Source organism: bacterium (genome assembly GCA_037147175.1).
Taxonomy (GTDB): domain Bacteria; phylum Cyanobacteriota; class Vampirovibrionia; order Gastranaerophilales; family UBA9971; genus UBA9971.
Window position 1 is genome coordinate 29,429 of sequence record JBAWVS010000014.1, and the last position, 23,469, is coordinate 52,897.

General features: G+C 33.6%; 21 protein-coding genes. 7 read left to right on the forward strand and 14 right to left on the reverse strand.

Annotated features, from left to right (window positions below):
• Positions 1 to 37 precede the first annotated feature (37 nt).
• On the reverse strand, positions 38 to 2,398 hold the full coding sequence (locus tag WCG23_04975) for a DNA internalization-related competence protein ComEC/Rec2 (protein ID MEI8389222.1): 2,361 nt from the start codon (positions 2,396 to 2,398) through the stop codon (positions 38 to 40).
• A gap of 158 nt (positions 2,399 to 2,556) precedes the next feature.
• Between WCG23_04975 and WCG23_04980 the strand changes: the two genes are divergently transcribed.
• Entirely contained in the window at positions 2,557 to 3,219 is a 663-nt protein-coding gene (locus tag WCG23_04980; protein MEI8389223.1) for a type II secretion system protein, read from the forward strand.
• 8 nt (positions 3,220 to 3,227) lie between these two features.
• On the opposite strand, the gene WCG23_04985 is transcribed toward WCG23_04980, so the two are convergent.
• The 9 genes from WCG23_04985 to secA all read right to left on the reverse strand — a co-directional run bounded on the left by WCG23_04985 (position 3,228) and on the right by secA (position 13,102).
• Positions 3,228 to 3,971: a type II secretion system protein gene (locus WCG23_04985; protein MEI8389224.1), complete on the reverse strand. Its 744-nt coding sequence runs from the start codon at positions 3,969 to 3,971 to the stop codon at positions 3,228 to 3,230.
• 58 nt (positions 3,972 to 4,029) lie between these two features.
• On the reverse strand, positions 4,030 to 4,749 hold the full coding sequence (locus tag WCG23_04990) for a type II secretion system protein (GenBank protein ID MEI8389225.1): 720 nt from the start codon (positions 4,747 to 4,749) through the stop codon (positions 4,030 to 4,032).
• Positions 4,750 to 4,817: 68 nt separating this feature from the next.
• Complete coding sequence (locus WCG23_04995; GenBank protein ID MEI8389226.1) at positions 4,818 to 5,492, reverse strand: type II secretion system protein; 675 nt, start codon at positions 5,490 to 5,492, stop codon at positions 4,818 to 4,820.
• Between the two features lie 155 nt (positions 5,493 to 5,647).
• A complete protein-coding gene (locus tag WCG23_05000) occupies positions 5,648 to 6,952 on the reverse strand; it encodes a flagellar hook-basal body complex protein (GenBank protein MEI8389227.1) in 1,305 nt (434 codons plus the stop codon).
• A gap of 62 nt (positions 6,953 to 7,014) precedes the next feature.
• Positions 7,015 to 7,488, reverse strand: a complete 474-nt coding sequence (locus tag WCG23_05005; protein MEI8389228.1) for a flagellar hook capping FlgD N-terminal domain-containing protein — start codon at positions 7,486 to 7,488, stop codon at positions 7,015 to 7,017.
• 26 nt (positions 7,489 to 7,514) lie between these two features.
• Entirely contained in the window at positions 7,515 to 9,146 is a 1,632-nt protein-coding gene (locus WCG23_05010; protein MEI8389229.1) for a flagellar hook-length control protein FliK, read from the reverse strand.
• 66 nt (positions 9,147 to 9,212) lie between these two features.
• Positions 9,213 to 9,659, reverse strand: coding sequence for a flagellar export protein FliJ (fliJ, locus tag WCG23_05015; protein MEI8389230.1), 447 nt, complete (start codon positions 9,657 to 9,659; stop codon positions 9,213 to 9,215).
• Positions 9,660 to 10,096: 437 nt separating this feature from the next.
• A complete protein-coding gene (locus WCG23_05020; GenBank protein MEI8389231.1) occupies positions 10,097 to 10,288 on the reverse strand; it encodes a DUF6485 family protein in 192 nt (63 codons plus the stop codon).
• A 9-nt stretch (positions 10,289 to 10,297) separates the two neighbouring features.
• Complete coding sequence (gene secA, locus WCG23_05025; protein MEI8389232.1) at positions 10,298 to 13,102, reverse strand: preprotein translocase subunit SecA; 2,805 nt, start codon at positions 13,100 to 13,102, stop codon at positions 10,298 to 10,300.
• A 257-nt stretch (positions 13,103 to 13,359) separates the two neighbouring features.
• Here secA and WCG23_05030 point away from each other — a divergent pair, with 257 nt between their 5' ends.
• Positions 13,360 to 14,151 (forward strand): flagellar motor protein, encoded by a 792-nt coding sequence (locus WCG23_05030; protein ID MEI8389233.1) that lies wholly within the window; start codon positions 13,360 to 13,362, stop codon positions 14,149 to 14,151.
• 17 nt (positions 14,152 to 14,168) lie between these two features.
• Positions 14,169 to 15,227, forward strand: a complete 1,059-nt coding sequence (locus tag WCG23_05035) for an OmpA family protein (GenBank protein MEI8389234.1) — start codon at positions 14,169 to 14,171, stop codon at positions 15,225 to 15,227.
• A gap of 17 nt (positions 15,228 to 15,244) precedes the next feature.
• On the opposite strand, the gene WCG23_05040 is transcribed toward WCG23_05035, so the two are convergent.
• On the reverse strand, positions 15,245 to 15,610 hold the full coding sequence (locus tag WCG23_05040; protein ID MEI8389235.1) for a hypothetical protein: 366 nt from the start codon (positions 15,608 to 15,610) through the stop codon (positions 15,245 to 15,247).
• Positions 15,611 to 15,642: 32 nt separating this feature from the next.
• On the reverse strand, positions 15,643 to 18,285 hold the full coding sequence (locus tag WCG23_05045) for a beta-galactosidase (GenBank protein ID MEI8389236.1): 2,643 nt from the start codon (positions 18,283 to 18,285) through the stop codon (positions 15,643 to 15,645).
• Positions 18,286 to 18,437: 152 nt separating this feature from the next.
• Between WCG23_05045 and WCG23_05050 the strand changes: the two genes are divergently transcribed.
• Positions 18,438 to 19,691 carry a hypothetical protein gene (locus tag WCG23_05050; GenBank protein MEI8389237.1) on the forward strand — a complete coding sequence of 418 codons (1,254 nt, stop codon included), beginning with the start codon at positions 18,438 to 18,440 and terminating at the stop codon, positions 19,689 to 19,691.
• Between the two features lie 232 nt (positions 19,692 to 19,923).
• Here the strand turns inward: WCG23_05050 and WCG23_05055 are convergent, their stop codons facing one another.
• Together WCG23_05055 and WCG23_05060 are read right to left on the reverse strand one after the other, a co-directional pair.
• Positions 19,924 to 21,078, reverse strand: a complete 1,155-nt coding sequence (locus WCG23_05055) for a hypothetical protein (GenBank protein MEI8389238.1) — start codon at positions 21,076 to 21,078, stop codon at positions 19,924 to 19,926.
• Positions 21,079 to 21,141: 63 nt separating this feature from the next.
• Positions 21,142 to 21,954: a matrixin family metalloprotease gene (locus tag WCG23_05060; protein ID MEI8389239.1), complete on the reverse strand. Its 813-nt coding sequence runs from the start codon at positions 21,952 to 21,954 to the stop codon at positions 21,142 to 21,144.
• A 173-nt stretch (positions 21,955 to 22,127) separates the two neighbouring features.
• On the opposite strand from WCG23_05060, the gene WCG23_05065 reads away from it, so the two are divergent.
• The 3 genes from WCG23_05065 to WCG23_05075 all read left to right on the forward strand — a co-directional run.
• Entirely contained in the window at positions 22,128 to 22,469 is a 342-nt protein-coding gene (locus WCG23_05065; GenBank protein ID MEI8389240.1) for a YbaB/EbfC family nucleoid-associated protein, read from the forward strand.
• The gene (gene recR, locus WCG23_05070; protein ID MEI8389241.1) at positions 22,469 to 23,068 is read left to right on the forward strand and encodes a recombination mediator RecR; all 600 of its coding nucleotides are present in this window, start codon (positions 22,469 to 22,471) and stop codon (positions 23,066 to 23,068) included. The genes WCG23_05065 and recR overlap by 1 nt, the downstream gene beginning before the upstream one ends.
• Before the next feature lie 74 nt (positions 23,069 to 23,142).
• Positions 23,143 to 23,469, forward strand: a 327-nt coding sequence (locus WCG23_05075) for a hypothetical protein (protein MEI8389242.1), incomplete at its 3' end; no start/stop codon positions are given.

Sequence of the window (23,469 nt, forward strand, 5' to 3'; positions counted from 1 at the left end):
GTATTATTTGGAAAGATATTTAAAAAAGTCGTTATTTTCAGCGACTTTTTTGCGTTTTAAAAGTTTTATAAACATAATTTTCGCCATCCGAACTTATTATCACCGCAAAATCCCTGTCTGTCCTGAAAGTTTTAACGTTAAATTCTTTTAATTCTTCTAAAATTTTACCGTTTGGATGTCCATACATATAACCTTTTTTACCAACTGAAATTACGGCTAATTGAGGTTTTAAATAATCAAGAAAATTATAATTTAAGGAATTATAACTTCCATGATGACCTATTTTTATTATATTTACAGGTTTTTTTACATATTTTTCAATATCATAGAGCGAATCAGCTTCGCTATCTGCCATTAAAATTGATGAAAAATCTTTATAAAAAATGTATAAAATAATACAGTCTTCGTTTTCATTATTTTTGTATTTTTTATAAGATCTTATAACTTTAATCTTTACATCTTTGTCTAAATTTATGTTTTCACCGTCGTATAAAATTCTGTTTTTAATATGATTTTTTTGAAAATAATTTTTTATTTTCAGGCATGTTTTTGAATTTTCCCTCAACCCGTTATGAAGAATCTCGTTTACTTTAATATTATCAAGTATTTCAAGAGTTCCGCCGACATGATCGCTATTTGGATGGGTTAAGACAACAGCATCAAGCTTTATAATTCCTCTATCCCTTAAATAAGGGACAATAGAAGTTTTAGCAGGAATATATTTCCCGTTTGGACCCGTATCAACCAAAATATTTTTATTGTTCGGAGTATGAACAAGAATAGCATCGCCCTGTCCTACATCAAAAAAAACAAATTCAAGTTTTCTGTCAAAATTATCTTTAAAAACAAAAATTAATAAACTTAAAAATAAAATTAAAGACACAACATTTAATTTTTTAGAAGAAAAATTTGCCTTAATTACAAATAATAACGCAATAATAAAGCCGTAAAAAATTATGACTGCAAAAACATCAGGTTTTGCAAGGTAATAAAGAGCATGAGGAAGATTGGAAACATATTTTGAAATAAAAAGAATAATATCTATAAAAGGCTCAGATATTTTATCGAAAATCAGGCATAAATTTCCTCCTATCACGGGTACAAAGCTAAAAACGCTTCCAGTAAATCCCAAAAAAGTTATAATCCCGACAAAAGGAACAACGAGGATATTTGCTAATAACGAATAAGTTGAAAAATTATTAAAGTGAAATATTTGAATCGGTGATGCCCAAATTTGCGCAACAAGAGGAACTACAACAACTCCTGATACTGCTTCGGGAATAGGATTTAATTTTTCTAAAAGAGGCGTAACGCATAACAAAATACCGAAAGTTGTTATAAAAGACAGCTGAAAACTTATATTTGCAAGCAGCAAAGGGTTAATTAAAAGCATAAGAGCGCATACAAAGACTAAAATAATTAAAGTGTCCGCTTTTCTGTCAAGCAATTTTGCCAGAATAAGAAATTCTGCCATAACGGCCGCACGCATTACAGAAGGAGGTAAACCGGTCAAAAGCGAATAGAAAACTACCAGAATTGCACCTGTAATCATCTTGGGTTTGTAAGAAATTCTTAACTTTGACGCAATAAAAAACCATGCTCCAAAAATAAAACTCACGTTCATTCCTGAAGCTGCAAGCAAGTGCAAAAGACCTGATTTCATAAATTCCTGTTTTATTTCATCGGGAGCAGGAACCGCAAAATCCCCAAAAACCATTCCTTCAAGCACTTCCAGCTTAGGTGATTTTATATATTTTGAATTTTCAAGAATAATTTTGTTTTTTATTTTATTCAAACTCTGTATTAATAACCATTTACCCCCTTTAGGATGCTCAATAATATTGAAATCATTATATTTTACATTTGTAATGGTAAAAACACCCTGATTTTGTAGATAATTTTTATAATCAAACTGTCCGGGATTTGTCGCCTCAAAAGGAAGTTTTACAAATCCTTTAACTTCTAAAATATCCCCTATAAGAATCTTTTTGAATTTTTTCTCTTTATCATAAATATTTACAATGGTTTTAGCTTTTATTGGTTTCCAATTATCCTTAAATTTGTATGAATAAACTTTAAACTCAAATTTTGTTTTGTTTATTGACTTTGAGCTAGGTTCAGCTATTACCCTGCCCTTTAAATAAACACTTTTAGGAGCCAGCTTACATAATGAATCGGGTCTTGGAGTTCTTAAACCACAATAAAATACCGAAAAAACAACAATTATAAGACATAATACAGAAAATTTTATTGAAAAGACTTTTTTATAGGCAAGAATCGAAATTAATAAAACAAAAACTATAACCAGCAAAGGAATTAAATTAAGCAAATATGCTCCAATTCCTGCAATAAAAGCAGAGCAGAGTATCATTGTTTTTTGCGGTTTTGTTAAAGGCATTTTTTTTCCTTTATAATATGATTTTTTAATTATAAAACAATAAAATTCAAATTCTAAAAACGTAATAGATTGAGCAGAGTTTTAATATATGTTAAGATTATTGTATCTTTCAAAATTGCCGGATTTAATTCTTAAAACTTATAAAAAGGAGTAGATAAATGCGAAAAGGTTTTACACTTGCTGAAACCCTTATTACAATGGCTGTAATAGGAATAATTATGGCTTTATCAATTCCTGCCGTTATTCAATCAACAAACGATACAGCGCCCTTGTTTAAAAAAGCGTATAATACCGTAGAAGAAGTTACAAGTGAACTCATAAATGACACTTCTCTTTATCCGAGCGGGGATCTTAGCAGTGCGGCAAGTGGAACAGCTAATTGTTCTGCGACAGACTTAACAAATGGAGAATGTTTTTGTAAAAACTTTTTTGCAAAGTTAAACACTGTAGGAACAATAACTTGTACTGCCGCAGCTGCTGTCACACCTACCGTAACAGTAGGCAGTCCGAATACAACAAATGCTGATGCTTCAACAACAAATGCAATGAATTGGTATAATTTACATTCTGCCGTAGCAGATAAAGCCGCTTCCGGTTTTAATACAGGAAATTGTAATACCGGTTCTACAGGCATTGATACAAGTACAAACACCTGCGTAAAAATAAGCGTTGATGTTAACGGAATGAACAAGGGCTCAAATACAAATACACCTCAGGCTAATCAAGATATTTTTAACATATATGTAACTGCAACAGGAAAAGTTGTTGTGGAAACCAGTAATTCATTAACTTATGATGAAGCATATATTCTTCAACATTAAGAATCAGACTAATACAACATTTTTCCATCCTGAAGTGCTTTTGCGGCACATTCTAATCCGCCATTATAAGCATTGAGGGGACAATCATTTGCTCCATAATAAGAAACAGCCGTATTTTTTGTCCCAATATCTCCGTTGAAAATAATTTTACTATTGATGTCTCTGTTTGTGTTAGTTGGATCAACGACTTTAACTATAAAAAATCGGAAGATATCCACACCAAATCGATTAGGTCTATTAAAACCGTTTACATCAACGTCAACTTCAGCGCAGGCTATATTATTCGAACCGGAATCTTTAACAGTACTATCTGTGCATGCGGTGCTTAAAGCCTTAAAAGCTAACATTGAGCCATCGTTCAAAACAGCCATTGAATATGTACTCAAATCTAAACCGTTTGCGCTTCCGTCAAATTTATAATAATTAGCCGACCAACAATTTGTATGAGCAGCTCCGGCATTACATAATTGTGTGATTTTTAAAAATCTTGAATATAAATTTCTTAAATTATCATTTGCATTACCAGTTGTACTCCACGCATTTTCCATTACTCCCGAGTTATTTGATTTTATTTGCTGCGTGGCAAAATCAAAATCAGTATAAAGCTTCCTTAATGCGTTTACATATTGATTTTTTTGGGAAGTACCGCCTACAAAAAAAGTCGGGATGGTTAAAGCTGCCAATATGCCTAATATGGCAAGAGATACAACCATTTCAGCAAGGGTAAAAGCTTTTTTTGACGTTTTATTCATAAAATCATTTTCCTTTTTAACGACTTCTGTTTTATGCATGGGAAATTATACTTAATTATTATGTACTATAGTTTATCTCCTGCCTGTTAAGAACTTGGGAGGCACACCCATAACCATCTTTTAATGTATTCTTAGTATTACAATTGCCGGCTGCATTATAAATAGTATGGGCTTCTCCTCCGGCATAAAGACCGTTTGAACCTAACAAAAACATAAAAATATCCTTGCCAATAATATTTGGTCCATTAAAACCGTTAACATCCGCAACTATATAACCGCATAAAATTTTGTCCGTGGCCGCATAAGGAAGATTTAAACTCACACCTGTTCCATTACATGAAGTATTTGGTATATAAAAAAGCAAAAAAGTTCCGTCAGCAAGAACTGCTCCCTGATAATTTGTATTAGCATCAAAACTTTCTACCGATGCTCCAATCGATAATTTGCCGGTAAAATTTGCCCAACAATTTCCTACAACGCTACCAACTGAGCATGTTTTATTGTATTCAAGGATATTGCCATATTTATTGTCCCTTGCATCAGTTGAACTCGTAAAAGCACCTATTAAGGTACCTGCATTGTTTGACATAATTTGATTTGTGGCTGTATCAAGAATCCCGTAAGTTTTTTTAAGCCCGTCGATAAAAGAAGCCTGATTGGTACTTTGAAACAAAGTAGGAATAGTCAAGGCCATTACTGTACCCATTATAGCCAATGTTATCAAAACTTCTGCCAGAGTAAAAGCATTACTGTAATAAACTTTTTTTTGTTTTTGCATTTTTTATAAATTCCTCATCATAAAAAAATTCATTGTTTAATACATCTTTAATTTAATATACAAAACATCTAATAGTTCATCGTACCTTCTGTAAGGATTCTTCCTGAACATGCTACTCCATTAATTGAATCAATAGATGAAGTATCACAATAAGTACTCCAGGGAGTAAATCCTTTTAAACCATCAGGGAATAGACCTTTACTGGTTATTCTGAAGATAAAAACATCTCTTCCAAACCTATTTGGAGGATTAAATCCATTTACATCAACCCAAAAAGATCCGCAAGCGATATTTACTCCATTATCTACGTAGCTATTATCAACACCGCCTGTACAATTAGGATTTGCTAAGGACATCGCAATAAGCATGCCATTAGATAATATAGCTGTCGGAACAATCATTATATCCCAACCCAAATAATTTCCTTGAAGATTATTTACATTAGGACTAAAAAAACAACCACTTGTTCCGATAGAACATTTTTTTACACAATTTAATCTTGTACAATATTTATCTAATAATTCACTTGAATTACCTGCGATTTTAAGCATCGTTCCGCTGTTATCAGTCATTATTTGGCTGGTAGCCGTTTTAAGTATTAAATATGCTTTTTTTAAACCGTTAACATAATTGTGTTCATTCGTTGTATTTATAAGATTAGGTATTGTAGCCGCAATTATTATTCCTAAAACAGCTAAGGTAATAAGGGTTTCTGAAAGTGTAAAACCTTTTTTTCTTTCCATAAAAATCTCTTTTCCTGATTTAACCATACTAATTAGAATAGGTATATTTAAGTTTATCAAACTTTTAAGGCTTTTGCATATATATTAAAAAACAAAATTACAAATAAGCTGCCTGATGAGAAAAAGGCAGCTTATTTGCTTAATTATGACTTTCATTATCTTCCGAGGTTTACAATAGTATCCATTATCTGGTTTTGAACGGAAAAAGCTCGGCTGTTTGCCTCAACAGCTTTTTGTGCAAGAATCATATTTGCAAATTCTGTCGGCAAATCCACGTTTGAGGTTTCAAGAGATCCTGAATCAATAGAACCAAGCCCTCCTGATCTGCCTATTGCAAAACTGGGATTTCCTGCTGCGGAATTGATTGAAAAAAGGTTTCCTCCGATTGCTTCAAGTCCTTTAGGGTTAACTACTTGGGCAAGCTGAAGTTGTAATTGTGCCGGATCAATAAAATTCCCTGCTGACTGAGTAACATTATTTCCCGAAACTTCTTTACTTCCTGATGAAACATATTTTAAAGTTCTTGACGGCTCACCTGTAACGCTAAGCTTTGCTCCGTTTGAATAAGAAACCTCTATTGCTCCGTCATTAAGTATAGAATAAGAAGACACTGTATAAGTATTAGGCAGTGCGGAACCTGCTGCGCTGGCTTCACCTATATCTACTTTCGGAGTATCAGATAATGTTGCGCTGGTATACGTAGGAGAAGAACCGGTAAAATTTGCAACCGTTGCAAAGTTACTTGTGTCGGCTGCATTGCCAAATGTTACTGTATCAGATCCTGATATCACTATTTTATTTGAACTTAAAGTCGCTGTACTTGATGTAAGTTTCGAATTAATTTTATTTACTATATCCTGCATTGTATCAGTTTTAAGAACATCAACCTGTTTTGCTGTTCCATTAACAGTAACAGTAAATTGCAGAGGGGATGCAGTTGTTCCACCTGTTACAGCCGTGGTTCCATCGGAAATTACGTTTGTTTCATTGAGAACTAAAGAAGTAGGTATATTAATAGTTGTATCACTTCCTGTTGAACTTGTTGTACTGGCAGTGCCTGCAACTTTATAACCAACAGCGTTAACCAAATTTCCTCCGGAATCTACAGAGAAATTTCCGGCTCTTGTAAGCAACATTTTGCCTGAAGGATCTACAACAGTAAAGAACCCTTCACCCTGAATATTTAAATCAGCGGATTTTCCGGTGGATTGAATAGCTCCTCTTGTAAAATTTCGACTTATTTCAGCTATCGTGACACCCAATCCGACTTGTTTCGGATTAACTCCTCCGCTTGTAGTCGTTGGGGTTCCTCCTGCAGAAATAGTATTTGAAAAAATACTTGCAAAATTCATTTTACTTGATTTAAAAGCTGTTGTGTTAATGTTTGCAAGGTTATCCCCGATTACATCTAACATCGACTGGTTGTTTGTGATACCCGAAATTGTTGTAAATAATGACATTAAAGCCTCCCCTTTTATATATTATTTTCCAGAATTTTATTATTTTTTATCGCATTATATATTTAACCGCTGCTGGCTCCGCTGCTTGTAGAACTTGTGCTTGCTTCTTTAACACTCAAAATATTATTTAGCGGGTATTCGTTTCCGTTTACCACAACACTTGCCCCGCTTGAATTAATTTTAGCTTCGCTTACCGTTCCCGAAATTGTCTTTTTAGTATCATTCGGATCAGTTAAACTTACGTCTTTTCCGATAAGAGTACTTGCCTGCATCATTTGATTGGATGACGTCACCGACTTGTTAAGCTTTTGAAGCTCACTGATTTGGGTAAATTGAGCTTGTTGAGACATAAACTGATTACTGTCTGTAGGATTTAAAGGATCCTGATTTTTCAACTGAGCCATTAACAACTGCAAAAATGCATCCTGTCCCATGTCAGAACTTCCTGCGGTTTTGGCATTTTTTTGAGCCTGCACTGCGGCCGTATTATTTTGTAAAGTTGTTAAAGAATTGGTTATGTCTATTGCTGATGTCATAAAACCCCCTGCCTCCGTTATATTTATTATATTTTGTAATCAACTGTTCCTGAGTGGAAAACTTTATTTTCTCCGACTGAGTCACCTGTTTCATTTTCTGATTCTTCATTAAACTCATATGATGCATTATTTAAATACGCTGAAGAACTTTCTCCTGAATGCTTTTGCTTATCAGATTGATAATTCATGTTTGATGTATTTGAATTTGCCTGTTCAAAGTTCTTTTGATTCTCCTCAGAATTCATATTTTGATTAGATGAAGAAGACTCCTGAACATTAACAACCATTTTGCCAACATTAATTCCCTGTTCTGCCATATTTTGCCTCAAGGTTTCAAGACCTTTGGTTAAAATATCTTTAACCTGAGTATTTTCTGCGGTAATTTGAGCTGTTAAGACCCCGTTCTGCGAAACAAGATTAATATTTACCTTGCCAAGATTATCAGGTCTTAACACAATCGAAACTTGAGACTTATTTGTTGATATATCTGACGAAATTTTATCCTTAAGCTGGTTAAGAACAGAATTTTCAGGGGTTTGTGTTTGTTTTGTGTTTAAAATTTTATCAAATTGAGAAGTTTTTTGAAGATCGATTTTTTGCAAATTATTTTCATCTGAAGATATAACCTGAACCTGACTAATATTTGATTTTAATTCCTGCTGGTTTTGTTTTTGGTTTTGACCGTCAGAATCCTGTTTTGAAGAGTTGGTTTGAACCTGAATATTTGTTATAACAGGTTTTGCGTCTTCATTATTAATAGTATCAGCCAATTTTTCAGAAACAGGTTTTAAATTTTCGGAATGAGGCTGTTTAATTTGAGTTTTATCTATGGCATTAAGCTTATTTAAAACATCTTCTGAAGCCAAAATCTCCGGTTTTTTAGATTGATCTTGTTTTACAGTTTGATCGATGATTTTTGTATCTGTTTTTTTAAGTTCTTCAAGATTTATTTTATTTATTTGCTGCTGATCTTTGGAAGTTTCTTCTTCAACGTCTGTAGATTTTTGTTGTAAGACATTTTCTGCCTGTTTATTCGTTATTTTTTCGTTTGCAATTTGTTTTTGAAGTGTGGTTAATTCTTCAGGCAAAGTTTTTTCTAAATTAGCAGTCTTAAGTTCCGCTGTATTGTTTTTCGGCAACGAAACATTAGCTTCATCAGTATTTTGCAATGCCGTTTGAATCTGTTCTTGTTGATTTAAATTAATATTTTCGGCAACTGTCTCAGTATTATTATTTTCCTGCTGATTTAAACTTGTTGTTTCTTCTTTAACTTCAGAAACAGCATCCTTTTGGTTTTCTTTGGTTTCAGAAACAGTATCTTTAGCTTCGATATCTGCATCTTTTTTCTCTTCTTTAAGTTTAAAGAAGACTTCTTTCTTTATTGAATTATCAATATTTTTGTTATCGGCAAGTTTATTGTGAAAATTTTCATAATCAGACTTAAACCCCTTTAAATTTAAGTTTTTACTATATTGATTTAAGTTTTTTTGTGAAAACTTTTCTGTTTTATCAAAGGAAAAGTTAAAACTTTTATTAGTCGATTCAAAAATATTTAAAAAACCGTTGCTATTGTCTTTTGAATAATTTTTTTGCGTATATTCATTATTTTTAGTATTTGAATCAAATTTAACAGTATCAATTAAATTCTCAATAGCCATTTATAACCCTCTATAAAATAAATCCCCGAATTTTGTTGTCCTATCCCCGACCTGGCTGAATAATTTTTACCCCTGCTTTGCATATCTGCCTGTTGCAATTTCATCGATTAATAACATTTCATGCCTGTTTATGTTTTCTTTAAATTCGTCTAGTGCTTTCTCCTTTAGCTTTTCCATAACTTTTTTTGCTTTTAGTGCTTCTAACATAAGCTGATTTTTTTCTTCGAGTTCTTTTTCTGCCTGTTCTATGATTGTTTTTTGCTTTTTTATATTTTCTTTAAGTGTAAATATATAATTTTGATGAATTAAGATGATTGTATTATCTATATTCCCTGCTTTTAAAACTTCCTCTAAACTTAAATTTGTTTCATCAAGGGCTTTAACAATATTTGCCATCACAAGATTTTCGCAGTGAAGTTTGTTTTGAGCTTTTGCAAACCCGAGCTGACAATCCTCAAGTTTTTTTTGCCGTGCATCAAGAACACTCTGCAATCTAAATTTAAAACCTTTCACCCATTAACCTCGACCCGCAAATTTACTTTTATACCAATTATCGTCCTCGTTTTTGGTTCCTGTTTTCAGAGCGGTAACCTTTAACCTGATTCATACCCGAAAACAAATTCAAATTGGGCATAAAAACATGTATTTAGAGATTAACCCATGCACAGGGTCGATTCATCCCCTAAAAAAAGTATTTGGACTATAGCCCTTTTTAAATACGTATTCGTCAAATCATTATTTAGCCCCTTCCTTGAGAGAGGGGGCTAAAGTCAATTCGAACGGCTAAATAAATTAATCAATCTGTCATTGCGAGGAAGCTTGAAGAGCTGACGCGGCAATCTATTCAGGCTTTAAATAGGTATAAAATCAGATAGATTTTCACGCTCCTGTTAGCCCTCAAAATGACAATACCAATATTCATTTAGATTTCGACTATTTAGCAATTCGGGTTATTTATAACTGTTAACAAAATTCTTTACTGACCTGTCCCAGCTTTTTTCTGCATCGAGAGGAAAAAAGCAGCCAGGAATCTCTTGTTTGCTGCGATGATAAGCTACACATTCGCAGCAAATACCTTTTCTTGAACACCCGTCATAGCTGCAAGTGCAGTTTTGGATATTTTTTGCGGTTTTGCATTCCATATATTTTCCTTATAAAACGTTACTGTTTGCACCACAACATTTTTTGAATTTTTGTCCGCTTCCGCAAGGACACGGGTCATTTCTTCCAACTTTTTCACCGGAAGCTATAAGATTCTCAGTCAAAAAGGCAGGTACAAAATTCTCAGCAGCCCTTGAAAGAGGAGTTTCTATCACATCAGAAGGTTCTTCCTGCATATGCACAACCTGAACTTCAAATTTTGTCCTGAAAAGATGTGCAACGGTTTCTCTCTGAATTTCATGCATCATATCATTAAACAGGTCGAAAGCTTCTCTTTTATACTCTATAAGAGGATCTTTCTGTCCGTATGCCCGCAGCCCTATGCCTTCTCTTAAAATATCAATATTATGCAAATGGTCAATCCATTTGCTGTCAATGATTCTAAGGAGAGTATCTCTTTCCAGCATTCTCATTACACTGTTTTCAGAGCCCGGTATTTGTAATGAATATTCCCCTTCGTCATGGTTTTCTAACATAATTTTGTTATAAAAAGCCACTATGTCATTTTCATGATTTTCATAAGCGGAAATCGTCATATTTTTGAGTTTTTCAAGCAAATCAGAATACTTAATGTTTTTTACATCCTGAAGAGAAAGATTTGAAAGCTGCGGAATAACTGAATGAATAGCTTTTAAGAGGGAATTGAGCGTTTCGTCGTCATATTCCAGATAAGGAGTTTCAGGACTGATATAAACAGACATAATCCTGTTTAATTCCTGTTCAATCATATGAATAATATCTTCATTGATATTTCCGCCTTCAAGAACCTTTCTTCTCTGCGCATAGAAGAGTTCTCTCTGTCTATTCATAACATCATCATATTCAAGAACGTGTTTTCTTATGTCAAAGTGGTATACTTCAACCTTTTTCTGAGCTGATTCTATACTTTTGCTTACTATACCTGCTTCTATTGCCATATCTTCTTCTACATTAAGCATGTTCATTAAGCCGCTAATTTTGTCCCCGCCAAAAATTCTCATCAAATTGTCTTCAAGAGAAAGGAAAAATCTTGTAGAACCGGGATCGCCCTGTCTTCCTGCTCTTCCTCTCAGCTGATTATCAATACGCCTTGATTCATGCCTTTCTGTACCGATGACACAAAGACCTCCGGCATTAACAACCTTTTCATGCTCTTCCTGCGTAATCAGGTAAGCTTTATCGAGAGCTTCATTTTTAAGTTTTTCGTATTCTTCAGAAGAAATTTCTTCTTTGTTGACACCTTCAAGCATTTCTTTTGCAAGAAATTCAGGGTTTCCTCCGAGAATAATATCAGTTCCTCGACCTGCCATGTTTGTTGCTATTGTAATAGCCCCGTATCTTCCCGCCTGTGCTATAATTGTCGCTTCTTTTTCGTGATGTTTTGCGTTTAATACGTTATGTTTAAGCCCTTTTGCCTTAAGCATTCCCGATAAAAGCTCTGATTTTTCGATACTGATTGTACCTACAAGTATGGGTCTTCCCTGCGAATAAAGGTCTTCAATTTCCAGAACAAGAGACTTGAATTTTTGTGTTTCTGTTTTGTAAATAACATCAGGAAGATCCTGCCTTATGTCAACTCTGTTTGTCGGGATTTGTGTTACTTCAAGATGATATATTTTGCCGAATTCCGCTTCTTCGGTAACAGCAGTACCTGTCATCCCCGAGAGTTTCGGATAAAGCCTGAAAAGATTCTGGAATGTAATACTTGCAAGCGTCTGGCTTTCATCCTGAATTTTGACGTTTTCTTTTGCTTCAACAGCCTGATGAAGCCCGTCACTCCAGCGGCGACCTTCCATCATTCTTCCCGTAAATTCGTCAACTATAATAACTTCACCGTTTTTTACAACATAATCAGTATCTTTCATAAAAAGCTCTTTTGCTTTCAAAGCTTGTAAAAGATAATGGGCAAGCTGTGTTGAAGCATCAAAAATATCCTGAACGTTTAAAAGTTCTTGAGCTTTGTCTATGCCGTCTTCTGTAAAAATTATGTTTCTGTTTTTTTCTTCAACTTCATAATGAATATTTTTTTCAAGCTGAGGGGCTATTTTTGCCATTATTTTATATGTTTCAGCAGATTTTTCAAGCCTTCCGCTTATAATTAAAGGAGTTCTGGCTTCGTCAATAAGAATACTATCGACTTCATCTATGATTGCAAAGTTGTAAGGTCTTTGTCCACATTGTTCAAGGCTTCCCGACATATTATCTCTTAAATAATCAAATCCGAACTCATTATTTGTACCGTAAGTAATGTCTGCCTGATAAGCTTTTTTCTTTTTTTCAAAGTCTTTTTCTGCCATATTTGAAAGAACAAGTCCTACTTCAAGACCTAAAAATTTGTAAATTTTACCCATCCATTCGCTGTCACGCTTTGCAAGGTAATCATTTACCGTAACAATCTGAACGCCTTTGCCTGTAAGTGCATTTAAGTATGCAGGTAAAGTTGCGACAAGTGTTTTACCTTCACCTGTTCTCATTTCTGCAATTTGTCCTTGATGAAGGACTATTCCGCCTATTAACTGCGTATCAAAATGACGCATATTAAGGGTTCTTTTTCCTGCTTCTCTCACTACAGCAAAAGCTTCAGGAAGAATACCATCGAGAGTTTCTTTTTCTAGGGCTTTATCTCTTTGAGGATCGTCAGATCTTTGTCTTTCTTGAAATCTTTGTTTGAATTCCGCTGTTTTTGCCTTTAATTCTCCGTCAGAAAGCCGGCTTATTTCCGGTTCAAGCGAGTTTATATATTCAACTGTAGGCTGAATTTTTTTAATTTTTCTTGCGTTTGGATCTCCCAAAACTTTTAACAATAAATCTATCATTTTTTATATATATCCCCGAGCTTATAAATTATTCTCATAAGATTTTACCATATACAAAATTTCTTACACATTGCATCTATAATCTAATTGACTATTGAAACGGATATATTATTTTTTACCCTGCTTAATAATATAAATTATACTGGAACTTAACAAATAAGCTTTTGCTTCGCATGTACATAATTTAATTGTATGATTCTTCTTGAATAAAAATGCGGTTTAATAGAAATAAACTTAAAATAAATACGGAGTGAAATATGGATTTAACATCTTTAATAGGTCCTATAGCCGGTATTGCGCTTGTTATCGGGTCTTTCTTGATGGAAGGTGGAGATATTGCGTCACTCATTCAGGTGACTGCTGCGCTTATAGTCTTTGGCGGAACTTTTGGCGCAGTTGTTTTTAGTTTTTCTCAGGAACAACTTATTTCTGCAATGAAAGCGACAAAAAGGGTATTTTTTAATCAACATATTGATCAAAAAGAAATTATTGCAGAACTCGTAAGATATGCAACAAAAGCCAGAAAAGAAGGCGTTATTGTCCTTGAAAAAGAAGCAAAAAACGCAAGTGATCCTCTTATAAAACTCGGACTTGAAGCAGTAAGCGACGGAGCTGACCCTTCTCTTGTCAGAGATTTGATGGAAACGCAACTTGCACAAATGGAAACTTCTTCAACAAGTGATATGAAAGTTTGGGAAGCAGCAGGTGCTTATTCCCCTACCTTCGGAATTATCGGTGCAGTAATGGGACTTATTAACGTAATGAAAAATCTTGCTGACCCTTCTGCTCTCGGAGCAGGGATTGCTGTTGCCTTCGTTGCTACTATTTACGGTTTAATCGGAGCAAATTTAGTATTTATTCCAATGAATACAAAAATTAAAAATAAAGATCATCACATCTTTTTAGCTAAACAAATGATGATTGAAGGAATACTTTCAATTCAAGCCGGCGAAAGTCCTGCATTGATTGAAAGAAAGCTTCAGGCTTTTATCCTTGAATCAGCTGCTTCACATGATGGCAAAAAATCTGCTGAAGAAGCTATGGCCTAACAGAAAGAAAAAAGATTATGGCAAGAAAAAAACATGCTGAAGAACACGTAAACCTTGAAAGATGGCTTATATCTTATGCCGATTTTATTACATTACTGTTTGCAACGTTTGTTGTGCTTTACGCTCTTTCCCAGATTGACCTTGCCAAATTCAAAGATTTAAAAATTTCCCTTGCTAAAGCTTTTTCTTCATCTCCTACTATCCTTCAGGGCGATCCGGGTATGCTTAATAAAAGTAATAAAGTCATGGATTCAGGAGGACAGCAGGATAACCAGAATTTGATTCCTCCAATGCTTGATGCACCTTATGCAAAACAGGAAGAATCCAATTTTGAAGAAGCAATGAAGAGCCTGGACAGTCAAAATTTAAATGAGACCAATGGAATCAAGACAGAAGTAACCGAAAAAGGTCTTGTAATAAAATTGCTTGGAGGTATTGTTTTTGAATCATCAACAGCAACAATAAAAAAAGATTTTTATAAACAACTTGGAAAAATAGGAATTATTCTTAAAAATAAATTCCCGAATCATTTAATAAGAGTTGAAGGGCATACGGATAATTTACCGATAAACTCCTCTGTTTATCCTTCTAACTGGGAATTATCATCTGCAAGGTCAGCTTCTATAATTCGTTATATGATGAAAAATTTTGGCATTTCAAAGGACAGATTCAGTGCTTTAGGTTATGCGGACAGCAGACCGGCAGCTTCTAACAATACAGAAGCCGGAAGAAAAGAAAACAGAAGAGTTGAAATTATTATATTAAGAAATAATTTGTTAAAAACCGAAACAGTATCTAAAGAATTTAAACAGGATCTCAAAAAAGAAATTGATAAATTTAAAGAAGTTACAAAAATAGAAGGAAACGATTCTTCAACAACCAGCGATGCTGTCAAAAATCTGCTAAAAGAAGGCAAATCAAAAGGCAATGTTATAATACTCGATAACTCTGACGATGCCTACAAAAAAGATGCGCAACAAATACTTAAAGAGATTAAAGAAAAAGAGCAGCAAGCAGAAGACGACTCAAAAGCCAGAAAACAGGCATTTTTTAACAACGTAAAAAAACAATTTTAAAAATACGTTGAATAATATCAGATCGTATCAGAAAGGTTTACCTGTACTTTTCCAACGCCATAGCTTGTTAATTCTACGATTATATTATTTATACCTTCTTGTAATTTCAATCCGCTTTTCATAACACAGGTAATTTCTTCATTGAGCTTGACAATCAAGGGATCTTCGGAAGAAATTTGTTCGGCTATAGTTTCTACACCTGATTTTATGATTTGAATAACGGAAGAATTATAAATATCATCATTAATTTTGACAAAATTAATCCCTGTTATAAGTCCCGGAGCTAAAATATTTTTCAAATCAAAGGCAATGCCTTCTTCTATGTGCCTTAAACTACCCTTTTTGTAAATTTTTTTGAGTAAAAAGCTCGGGATAATAGTCAAGTTGAACCTCTCTTTTTTGTTTTTCAAAACTATCAAACAAGTTCTTCTATAGATACAAGACTAAAAGTTTTAATATTTCCTATCTTTATTTTAACATATAATTGTGCTTGTTCATAGTCTTCATTATTTTGACTATTATCTTTCCTCCATACTATCATTGAAAGTTTATTCTCCGGTTCCAAAAACCCTTCCGGCAAATAAAACCTGCTCTGAGGTCCTTTTGATTTCCAGAATTTTCCTATCAAATTACCATTCAAATAAATATCAGCTTTGTTGAAAACTGCTTCCGATAAATCTAAAAATAAAGGATTATATTTGTTATTATTTTCCTCAAGCCTGAAATTTGCACTCAGCCACGTTAAATAAAAATTTTCCGAAGCATTTTCAAGATCATTTTCAGGAGCAAAATCCCATTCTTCAATCAGCGGAGTCAAGCCGCCTCTTATTTTCCACTCAATTACTTTTTGGGACTCCTGCCTGTTCTCCATAAACTGCGTTTCATTCAAAGGCTGAGGGGGTTTACCTTCCATTTGCTGCGAGCAAGAGGTTGTTTTAAACGATAATATCCCTCTCGGCATAATGACTTCATTTTGAAAACCCTTGTCAAATCCGAGGTTCTGGACGAGAACCGTTAATTCATTGACTCCTGCCTTGTTCAAATTCTTTTTATCAACATTAAATGTTATAGTTTCCGAAATTTCATTGCCATGCTCAAAGGCAAGCGAATCATGCGCATATATTTGTTTTCCGTTTAAATAAATAGCATAACAGTGCTTTGCATTTATTTCAATCTGGTCAAAAGCCTCTTTAAAACTGCCTTTGTACCAAATATAACCGTCATAAATTTTATTGGAAACGCAATCAAATTTCTCTATTTCGCTTAAACAATCCCAATTTGAATAATCATAATTCACATCAATTTCAGGAGCGCAGCTATAACTTTTCCAGCCTGTTAATTCAGGCAAAGTTTCTTCCTGCAAAGCTTTTACTGTTTTTGTTTTCAGGTTTATTTCTTGGTTATACGCTTTAAACTGCATTTCGGGAGAGTAATTCTCTTCTTTTAAATCTGCCTCGATATTTAAAATTTTTACTTCTGTATCCTTGCTGAAAGCTGCTTTATCAAAATTATTCGTTAAAAAATCAGCACCTATAAGGACTTTGTTATCAAATAGCCATGTTTTATCAGCAGTTTCAGGATTTATAAAAATAAATTCCGTTATTTTATTATTTTTAGTAAATTTAAAAGAATCTAAATCTTTTAAATCAGTAGATTTAATATTTAAATTTAAGTTTTGTGAATTAGTTTCATAATCAGAAACAAAAATCTCTGAATTTTCATCAATAATAAAGAAAATTATTTCGTGATTATCTTTATTAATTCTGCCAAAAATCTCAAAAGAAGAAAAATCTATTTTACATGCGTTTAAATTCAGCTCAACAGGCATGATTTTCATATCAAAAGGCTTAATAATCAGATTATATTTATCCAGAACTTTTAAATTTTTGGGATTTGCCTGATTGCTCTCATTATTTAGATTCCTGACAAAAAGCCATTTGCAATTATTTAAATTATCCTGCCTGAGTCTGACAAAAATATTTTCTTCCATAATATCTGCTCCATCAGAAATCAAGTCTGTTGAAGCAAAGTTAAAAGAGTTTAAAAAATAATTTATTTCTTTTGCCTTGTAATAATTTTCTCTGGGGATGCCTGATTCAGAAATAGGCGCCGCAAAATCATAGGAAGTATAGACTTCAGAGCTTGCAAGTTTATCCCAGGAAGTGCCTCCGCAGCCCATATAATGGTTAAACATTGTTATACCCTGAGAAAGAGCTGTTTTTGTGACAATATTTATATGTTCTTTTTTAAATTGCGACCATATTTTTTCATACCCTGCACCGCCCCATTTATCAAACCAGCCTGCCTGAAGTTCCGCTATAAAAAGCGGTGAATTATCGCAACAGTCAGCCAGGTTGCTTTCTGCATTATCCAAAACACCGAAGGCATCAGGGAAATTTTTCCAATCATAATCCAAATTAATTGTCGGATATGTATCAAAAGCATAAATATTCACAATATCCGAATATAAACCTACCGAAAGTGCATCATTATGGAATATTGGAGCTTTTACACCAAGAGAACGCGCCAGATCATAAAGCTCCTGCAAATAATCAGGTTCTGCTTCATTTGTAAAGTATTCATTTTCTATCTGAAAAGCGATTATATTATGATATTCGTTTATTATCGGAATAATTCTTGAATACCATTCCTTTAGAGGCTTCATATACGCCTCTGAATAGATAAAATCCCCGTCTTTTTTGTTTCTGATGATAACATCCGGAATGTTTAGAAGCCATTCAGGAAGACCTCCGAGAGAAAGTTCGGCATTTATAAACGGGCCGGGTCTTGCAATAACAAATAAACCAAGTTCTGCCGTCAAATCCAGAAGCGCTCTGATATCTTTTATGCCGTTAAAATCATAAACACCTTGCTTGTGTGAATGATAACCCCAGCAAAAATAAAGGTCTACGGTATTATAGCCGCAGGCTTTAATTTTACTAAGCCTGTCTCTCCATGTATCAATCCCCGGACACCTGAAATAATGAAAAGCCGCACTATTTATTAAGGTCCTCTTGTTATCAAAAATTAAAGAATGTTTATCATAATCTATTATCATAATAGACTTATTTTTTAGTATATTTGATTTTTAGTCAAGACCCCCGAATTGTGAAGAATTATAAAATTTTTTTAAAAACAGCAGCAATTATTTTTGTGTTTTGGTTTTATATAAATGCATGATTAAATAATCCTACGGATGGAAATGTTTTAATGTTAACTCCAATAAGGCAAAACTCATATTTATATAATACAACATCAGAAATTCAGAAAAATGCCGTTCTCAATCGGGGATTTATTGAATCAATGGGCGTAGAAGTGCCTTTTGCCTTAATGGCAAATAATAAAGATGAAAGAATCGAACGTTTGATGAGAGCAGTATGGTTTGTTTTTGCTTCTTTTGTCGCGCCTGTTATATTTATGCCGAGAATAAACAAACAGGTTTTAAAAAATTCAAAAATCGCAGAAAATGCCGGAGAAACACTTATATTAAGGGTATCAAAAAAGTATTTAACAAAAAATGCGGATTACATGCTTGAAGGTTTCAAGAAAACAGCAGAAGAACTTGAAAAAAATCCAAAATTTAAAGATGCATCAATTCATTTTAATAATGTTTTAAAAAACTTTCCCGACAAAGAAAAACTAAGAGAAAATTTAATAAAAGCCCATCAGCATATTTTTTCTCTGGAATTTGCTCTATCAAGCTTGCTTGCTATATCAAACCCATGGGTAATCAATTATATAACAGAAAAAAGAACTAAAAGAAACGGATATGTCGGTGAATTTAAAATGGCAGGTAAAGAATACACCAATAAAAATGCAATGAACCATGAAAAAACTAAAAAAATCAAAATGGCACTTTCTTTTTTATTTCCAATTTTGCCTGCAATAATAATCCCCAAAATAGCTTCCAAAGCCATTTTAAAGCCTATTGACAAATTAGGAACAATAGGAAAATTCCTGAAAAACAACGCACATATATTTGATTACAAAGATGCTGTTTATGCTAGTAAAGCCGCCTGTTTCGGCATTATGGCGTTTGGTGATTTCCCTTCATATATGCTTGCTTGTAGAGACAAACACGAATTAAAACTCAGAGCTACAGGGTTTAGTTTTATAATAGCCATGCTTTTTGCCGGTGATTTTATATTGAATAATATTGTCGGCAGAATAAGTGATGAAATTTTTAAAACAAAATTAATGAACAGAGAAGGGTTTGAAAAAACAGGTTTCTTAAAGAATTTCTTAATGCATGTTAATAGTTTCGAAAAATTAAATGCAATGCCCCATCTTTCAAAAGTAAACAAAAGAGCAGCTCTTGCCATGTATTGGGGCAATTTTGCTCTTACTACAGCACTACTTGGCTTTGGCTTGCCGTTTATTTTAAATAAAGGTCTTAAAAAAGACGTTGCAAAAGATCAAAAAAATATTTCTAAAGATACGTCAAAACCACAAAAAAAAACCTGAGTTTTTGACTCAGGGTTTCTAATCTTGTTAGAAGGGAAGGTTAGGAAGTAAGTTCAGGAAGCTATATCGTATATATATATAAAATATTCTGCTTATACAAAATTGCGTCACAAAACAAAAATTGTAATATTTTGTAACATGCTTTTTGCATGGTTTTCAAAGGGTTCCAGTAAATTTTTACTTTGAATCCCCTGTCATCTTTGTAATATAAGCCAACAATATTTTTTATTTTTTATTTTTTATTTGAAAGTTTTTTTATTTCTCTCTCGGCATTTTTAAGAGAGAATTTGGCTAGAGGTTTTCTTGTCCTGCTGTCATAAAATACAAGCCAGTGCCTTTTCTTTGGATTATCTACAGAAAAAGACAATCTCCCTCTCATTTCGCTGTTGGGAGTTATTTTTGTAAACCACATGCTTGTATCACCAAAAGGAGAAGCGTAATATACAGTTTTATAATCGCTTAAAAGTGCCATATCAAAAGTACTGAATGTTTTATCAGTGTTATTTTTTACACCAAGAGTTAAAGTAATAGTATTTAACTCTCCAAAAGGATCTTCTTCGACATTATATCCGATAATTTTTACATTAAGTCCGTCAAGAGCCAGATCCTCATCCCTTAAGGCTTTTTCTGACATAACGGGAAGGGCAACACTTTCATTTACGTTTACTTTGATTTCATCACCCGGTTGTATTAAAACATCATGCCCTTTTCTTACAAGAGAAGCCGTCATTCCGATAAGAGCGCCTATCCCTGCTCCGCCTGCAACAGTATATCCATGACTTGCAACTGTTGCGCCAAGACCAAGGACTTTAAACGCCAGTATTCCTCCTATAACTCCTCCTGCCACAGTGTAAGCAGTATCCTCAAGAACTACTTTTGCTGCAGAAGCAGCAGCGTTTCTTTTTGTTGTCATACTTGCAACTATAGGTATTTTCCTGTTATCGGGAGTTATTAAATAATCAAATTTTAGTGTCATATAAGCATCTCTGCCGAGTCTTTTTTTGTCCGTAAGCTCTGTAACCACCCCATGTGCAACCGTACCGGAAGGAATCACTATCCCGCTCTGTGTAGAAAAATCATCTGTTATTTCAGCAAAAAATTCATCGCCTTTTATGTGAAAATTGCTGTTTATAACACTAGATACGGTCATTTTAAGCTTTGCACCTTTTTGAACAGCTTCTACCTGCCCTGTAAACAAATCCTTATTTTCGTCAAGCTCATTATAATCAACTCCTCCGTTAATAGGCTTTCCTGAACTCGGGAACATTGTTTCGGTCGGGGTATTTATTGCCTGATCTTCACTAAAACAGGGCATGTTAAAACTTAAAAGGAAAACTGCCGTTAAAAAAGCTGAAAAAAGCCTCTTTATCTCTAAATCTTTACTCATTTGCTACCCGAAATTTTTATTTTTGTAATATTTTTATCATACATTACTTTATTTAAAACGTCATTATTCCTTGTTTAAATCCTTTTGAATTCTTATTTTGTTAAAATATTCCTGCATATTTGAAGAAACATTTATATTTTGCAGTGATAAATTGTATTTATTAAACTCCGCAAGCGTATCTTGCTCGTAATGCAATACTTTTTCCTGTTGAGGCGCAGGCAATTTTTGTTGAAGAAAATTTTCATTTTTCTTTTGATTCGGATTCTCAAGAAAATGTATTAAGTGATCAAGCGTATAAGCAGAAGAAAACTTATAACGAAGAAGAATATCTTTTTGAGCTGAACCCACAGGAAAATTATAAAGCCATTTTAAGGTAATAATATCTCTTTTTGAAACAGAAGTTACACCGTATTGATGGGGGACATACATTATGTCTTCGGGATAAGGACTGTGATTAAGCCCTAAAGCATGACCTATCTCGTGAATAATAGTATGTCTGACCTCGTTTTTGTCTTCATACTGCTTATGAATAAGACCATCCGAAAGACCAATTTGAATTTCTGCTGAAAATAGCCTTCCTTCAGGATCAAAATTAAACAAACAATGCCCTAATGATGACCTGTCTACACGTTTCCATTCTATGTTTATTTGCGAATTATATAGATTATCAACAAATTCAAAAGATATTTTCTCGTTGGAAGCTTTTTTCCAAATTTCAAAAGCTTCTTTTATCATTGCATAATAGAAATATTCCTGTCCTTTTTCTTTATACCAACGAAAAGGCGCAACATAAACCTTGAGAGGCATACATTTGTCGGGCCACCTCAGCAATTTATCGTCCTTAAGGCAATTTGTCAGATAAGATGCAAAACTCATTATTTACGCAAGTACCTGTTTAAATATATTATTCATTTTTTTAGTTTAGTGTAATTTTAAAATTTAAACAGGTTTTTAACAAGTGTATGATTTTTTTTAAAAAAATAATCTAATAAAAACTTCTTCTGTTAAAATAAAATTACTGTCAGAATTCGAGGAGGAAAAAAATTATGATGAAAGGTTTTAACATCCAGCAGATGATGAAACAAGCACAGCAGATGCAGAAAAAAATGGAAGAAACTCAGGATGAATTAAGGACTATTCAGATAAAAAGCGAGGCAGGCGGCGGCGTTGTTTCAGTTGTTTTTAACGGAAAAAACGAATTTCAGTCAATAAAAATCAAACCTGAAGCTATAAATCCCGATAATCCTGAAAGCGTTGATGCAGACACAGTTGAAATGCTTGAAGATCTTATTGCAGGCGCGCTTAAAGATGCAAACAAAAAAGTTGCCGAGATAACCGAAGCAAAAATGGGTTCTATTACCGGTGGAATGAATATTCCGGGATTATTTTAATGCAATACACAAAACCTTTAGCCAGGCTTATAGAAGAATTTCAAAAGCTTCCCGGCATTGGTCCAAAATCAGCACAGAGAATGGCTTTTCATATTCTTAAAACCCCTTCTGCCGAAGTACAGAAGTTTTGTGATGCAATACTTTATGCAAAAGAAAAAATTAAATATTGCCAAACCTGTTTTAATATGTCCAGCGAAAATCCTTGCGAAATCTGCACCGATGAAAGACGCGATAAACATATATTCTGTGTTGTTTCAGAAACAAAAGACCTTATCGCCCTTGAAAGAACAAGAGAATACAAAGGCAAATACCACGTTTTACAAGGCTTAATTTCTCCTCTTGACGGCATAACACCAAATGACCTGAGAATAAAAGAGCTTTTAGAAAGACTCGGCAAAGAAAATCCCGAAGAAGTTATTCTGGCTTTAAATCCTTCTGTAGAAGGCGAAGCAACAAGTCTTTACTTAAGCAGATTAATTAAACCGCTGGGAATCAAAGTTTCAAGAATTGCTTTCGGACTTCCTGCGGGAGCAGACTTGGAATATGCAGATGAAGTTACCCTTGCGCGAGCTCTTGAAGGCAGAAGAGAGATTATTTAAAAATTAATAAAATTTTTAGCAATTTTATTAATTTTTTGTTTTTATATCAATAAATAAAGGGAAATGATATAAAAATGTCAACGATCCAAAATAATTCTTCTCTATTCATAAATATAGAAGATAAAGAAAATAATCCTAAAAGCATTTCTTTATTGAAAGAAACCGTAGGCTTAGCAGCTGGAGCAGGAGCGGGGTTTTTTGTTAAAAACGGAGCAAATTCAGCTTTAATAAATTATAACCGAAAATTATTATCTTCTATAGATAAATTTCATTCTTTTAATTCCGGTGTGATGCTTCAAGAAGCTGAAAAAATGGCAACTGAAGCAGATTTGTATCAAAAAGGATTTAAAGGAATAAGAATAGTTGATGCATCAAGCGAAGAAAAATTAAAACAATCTATA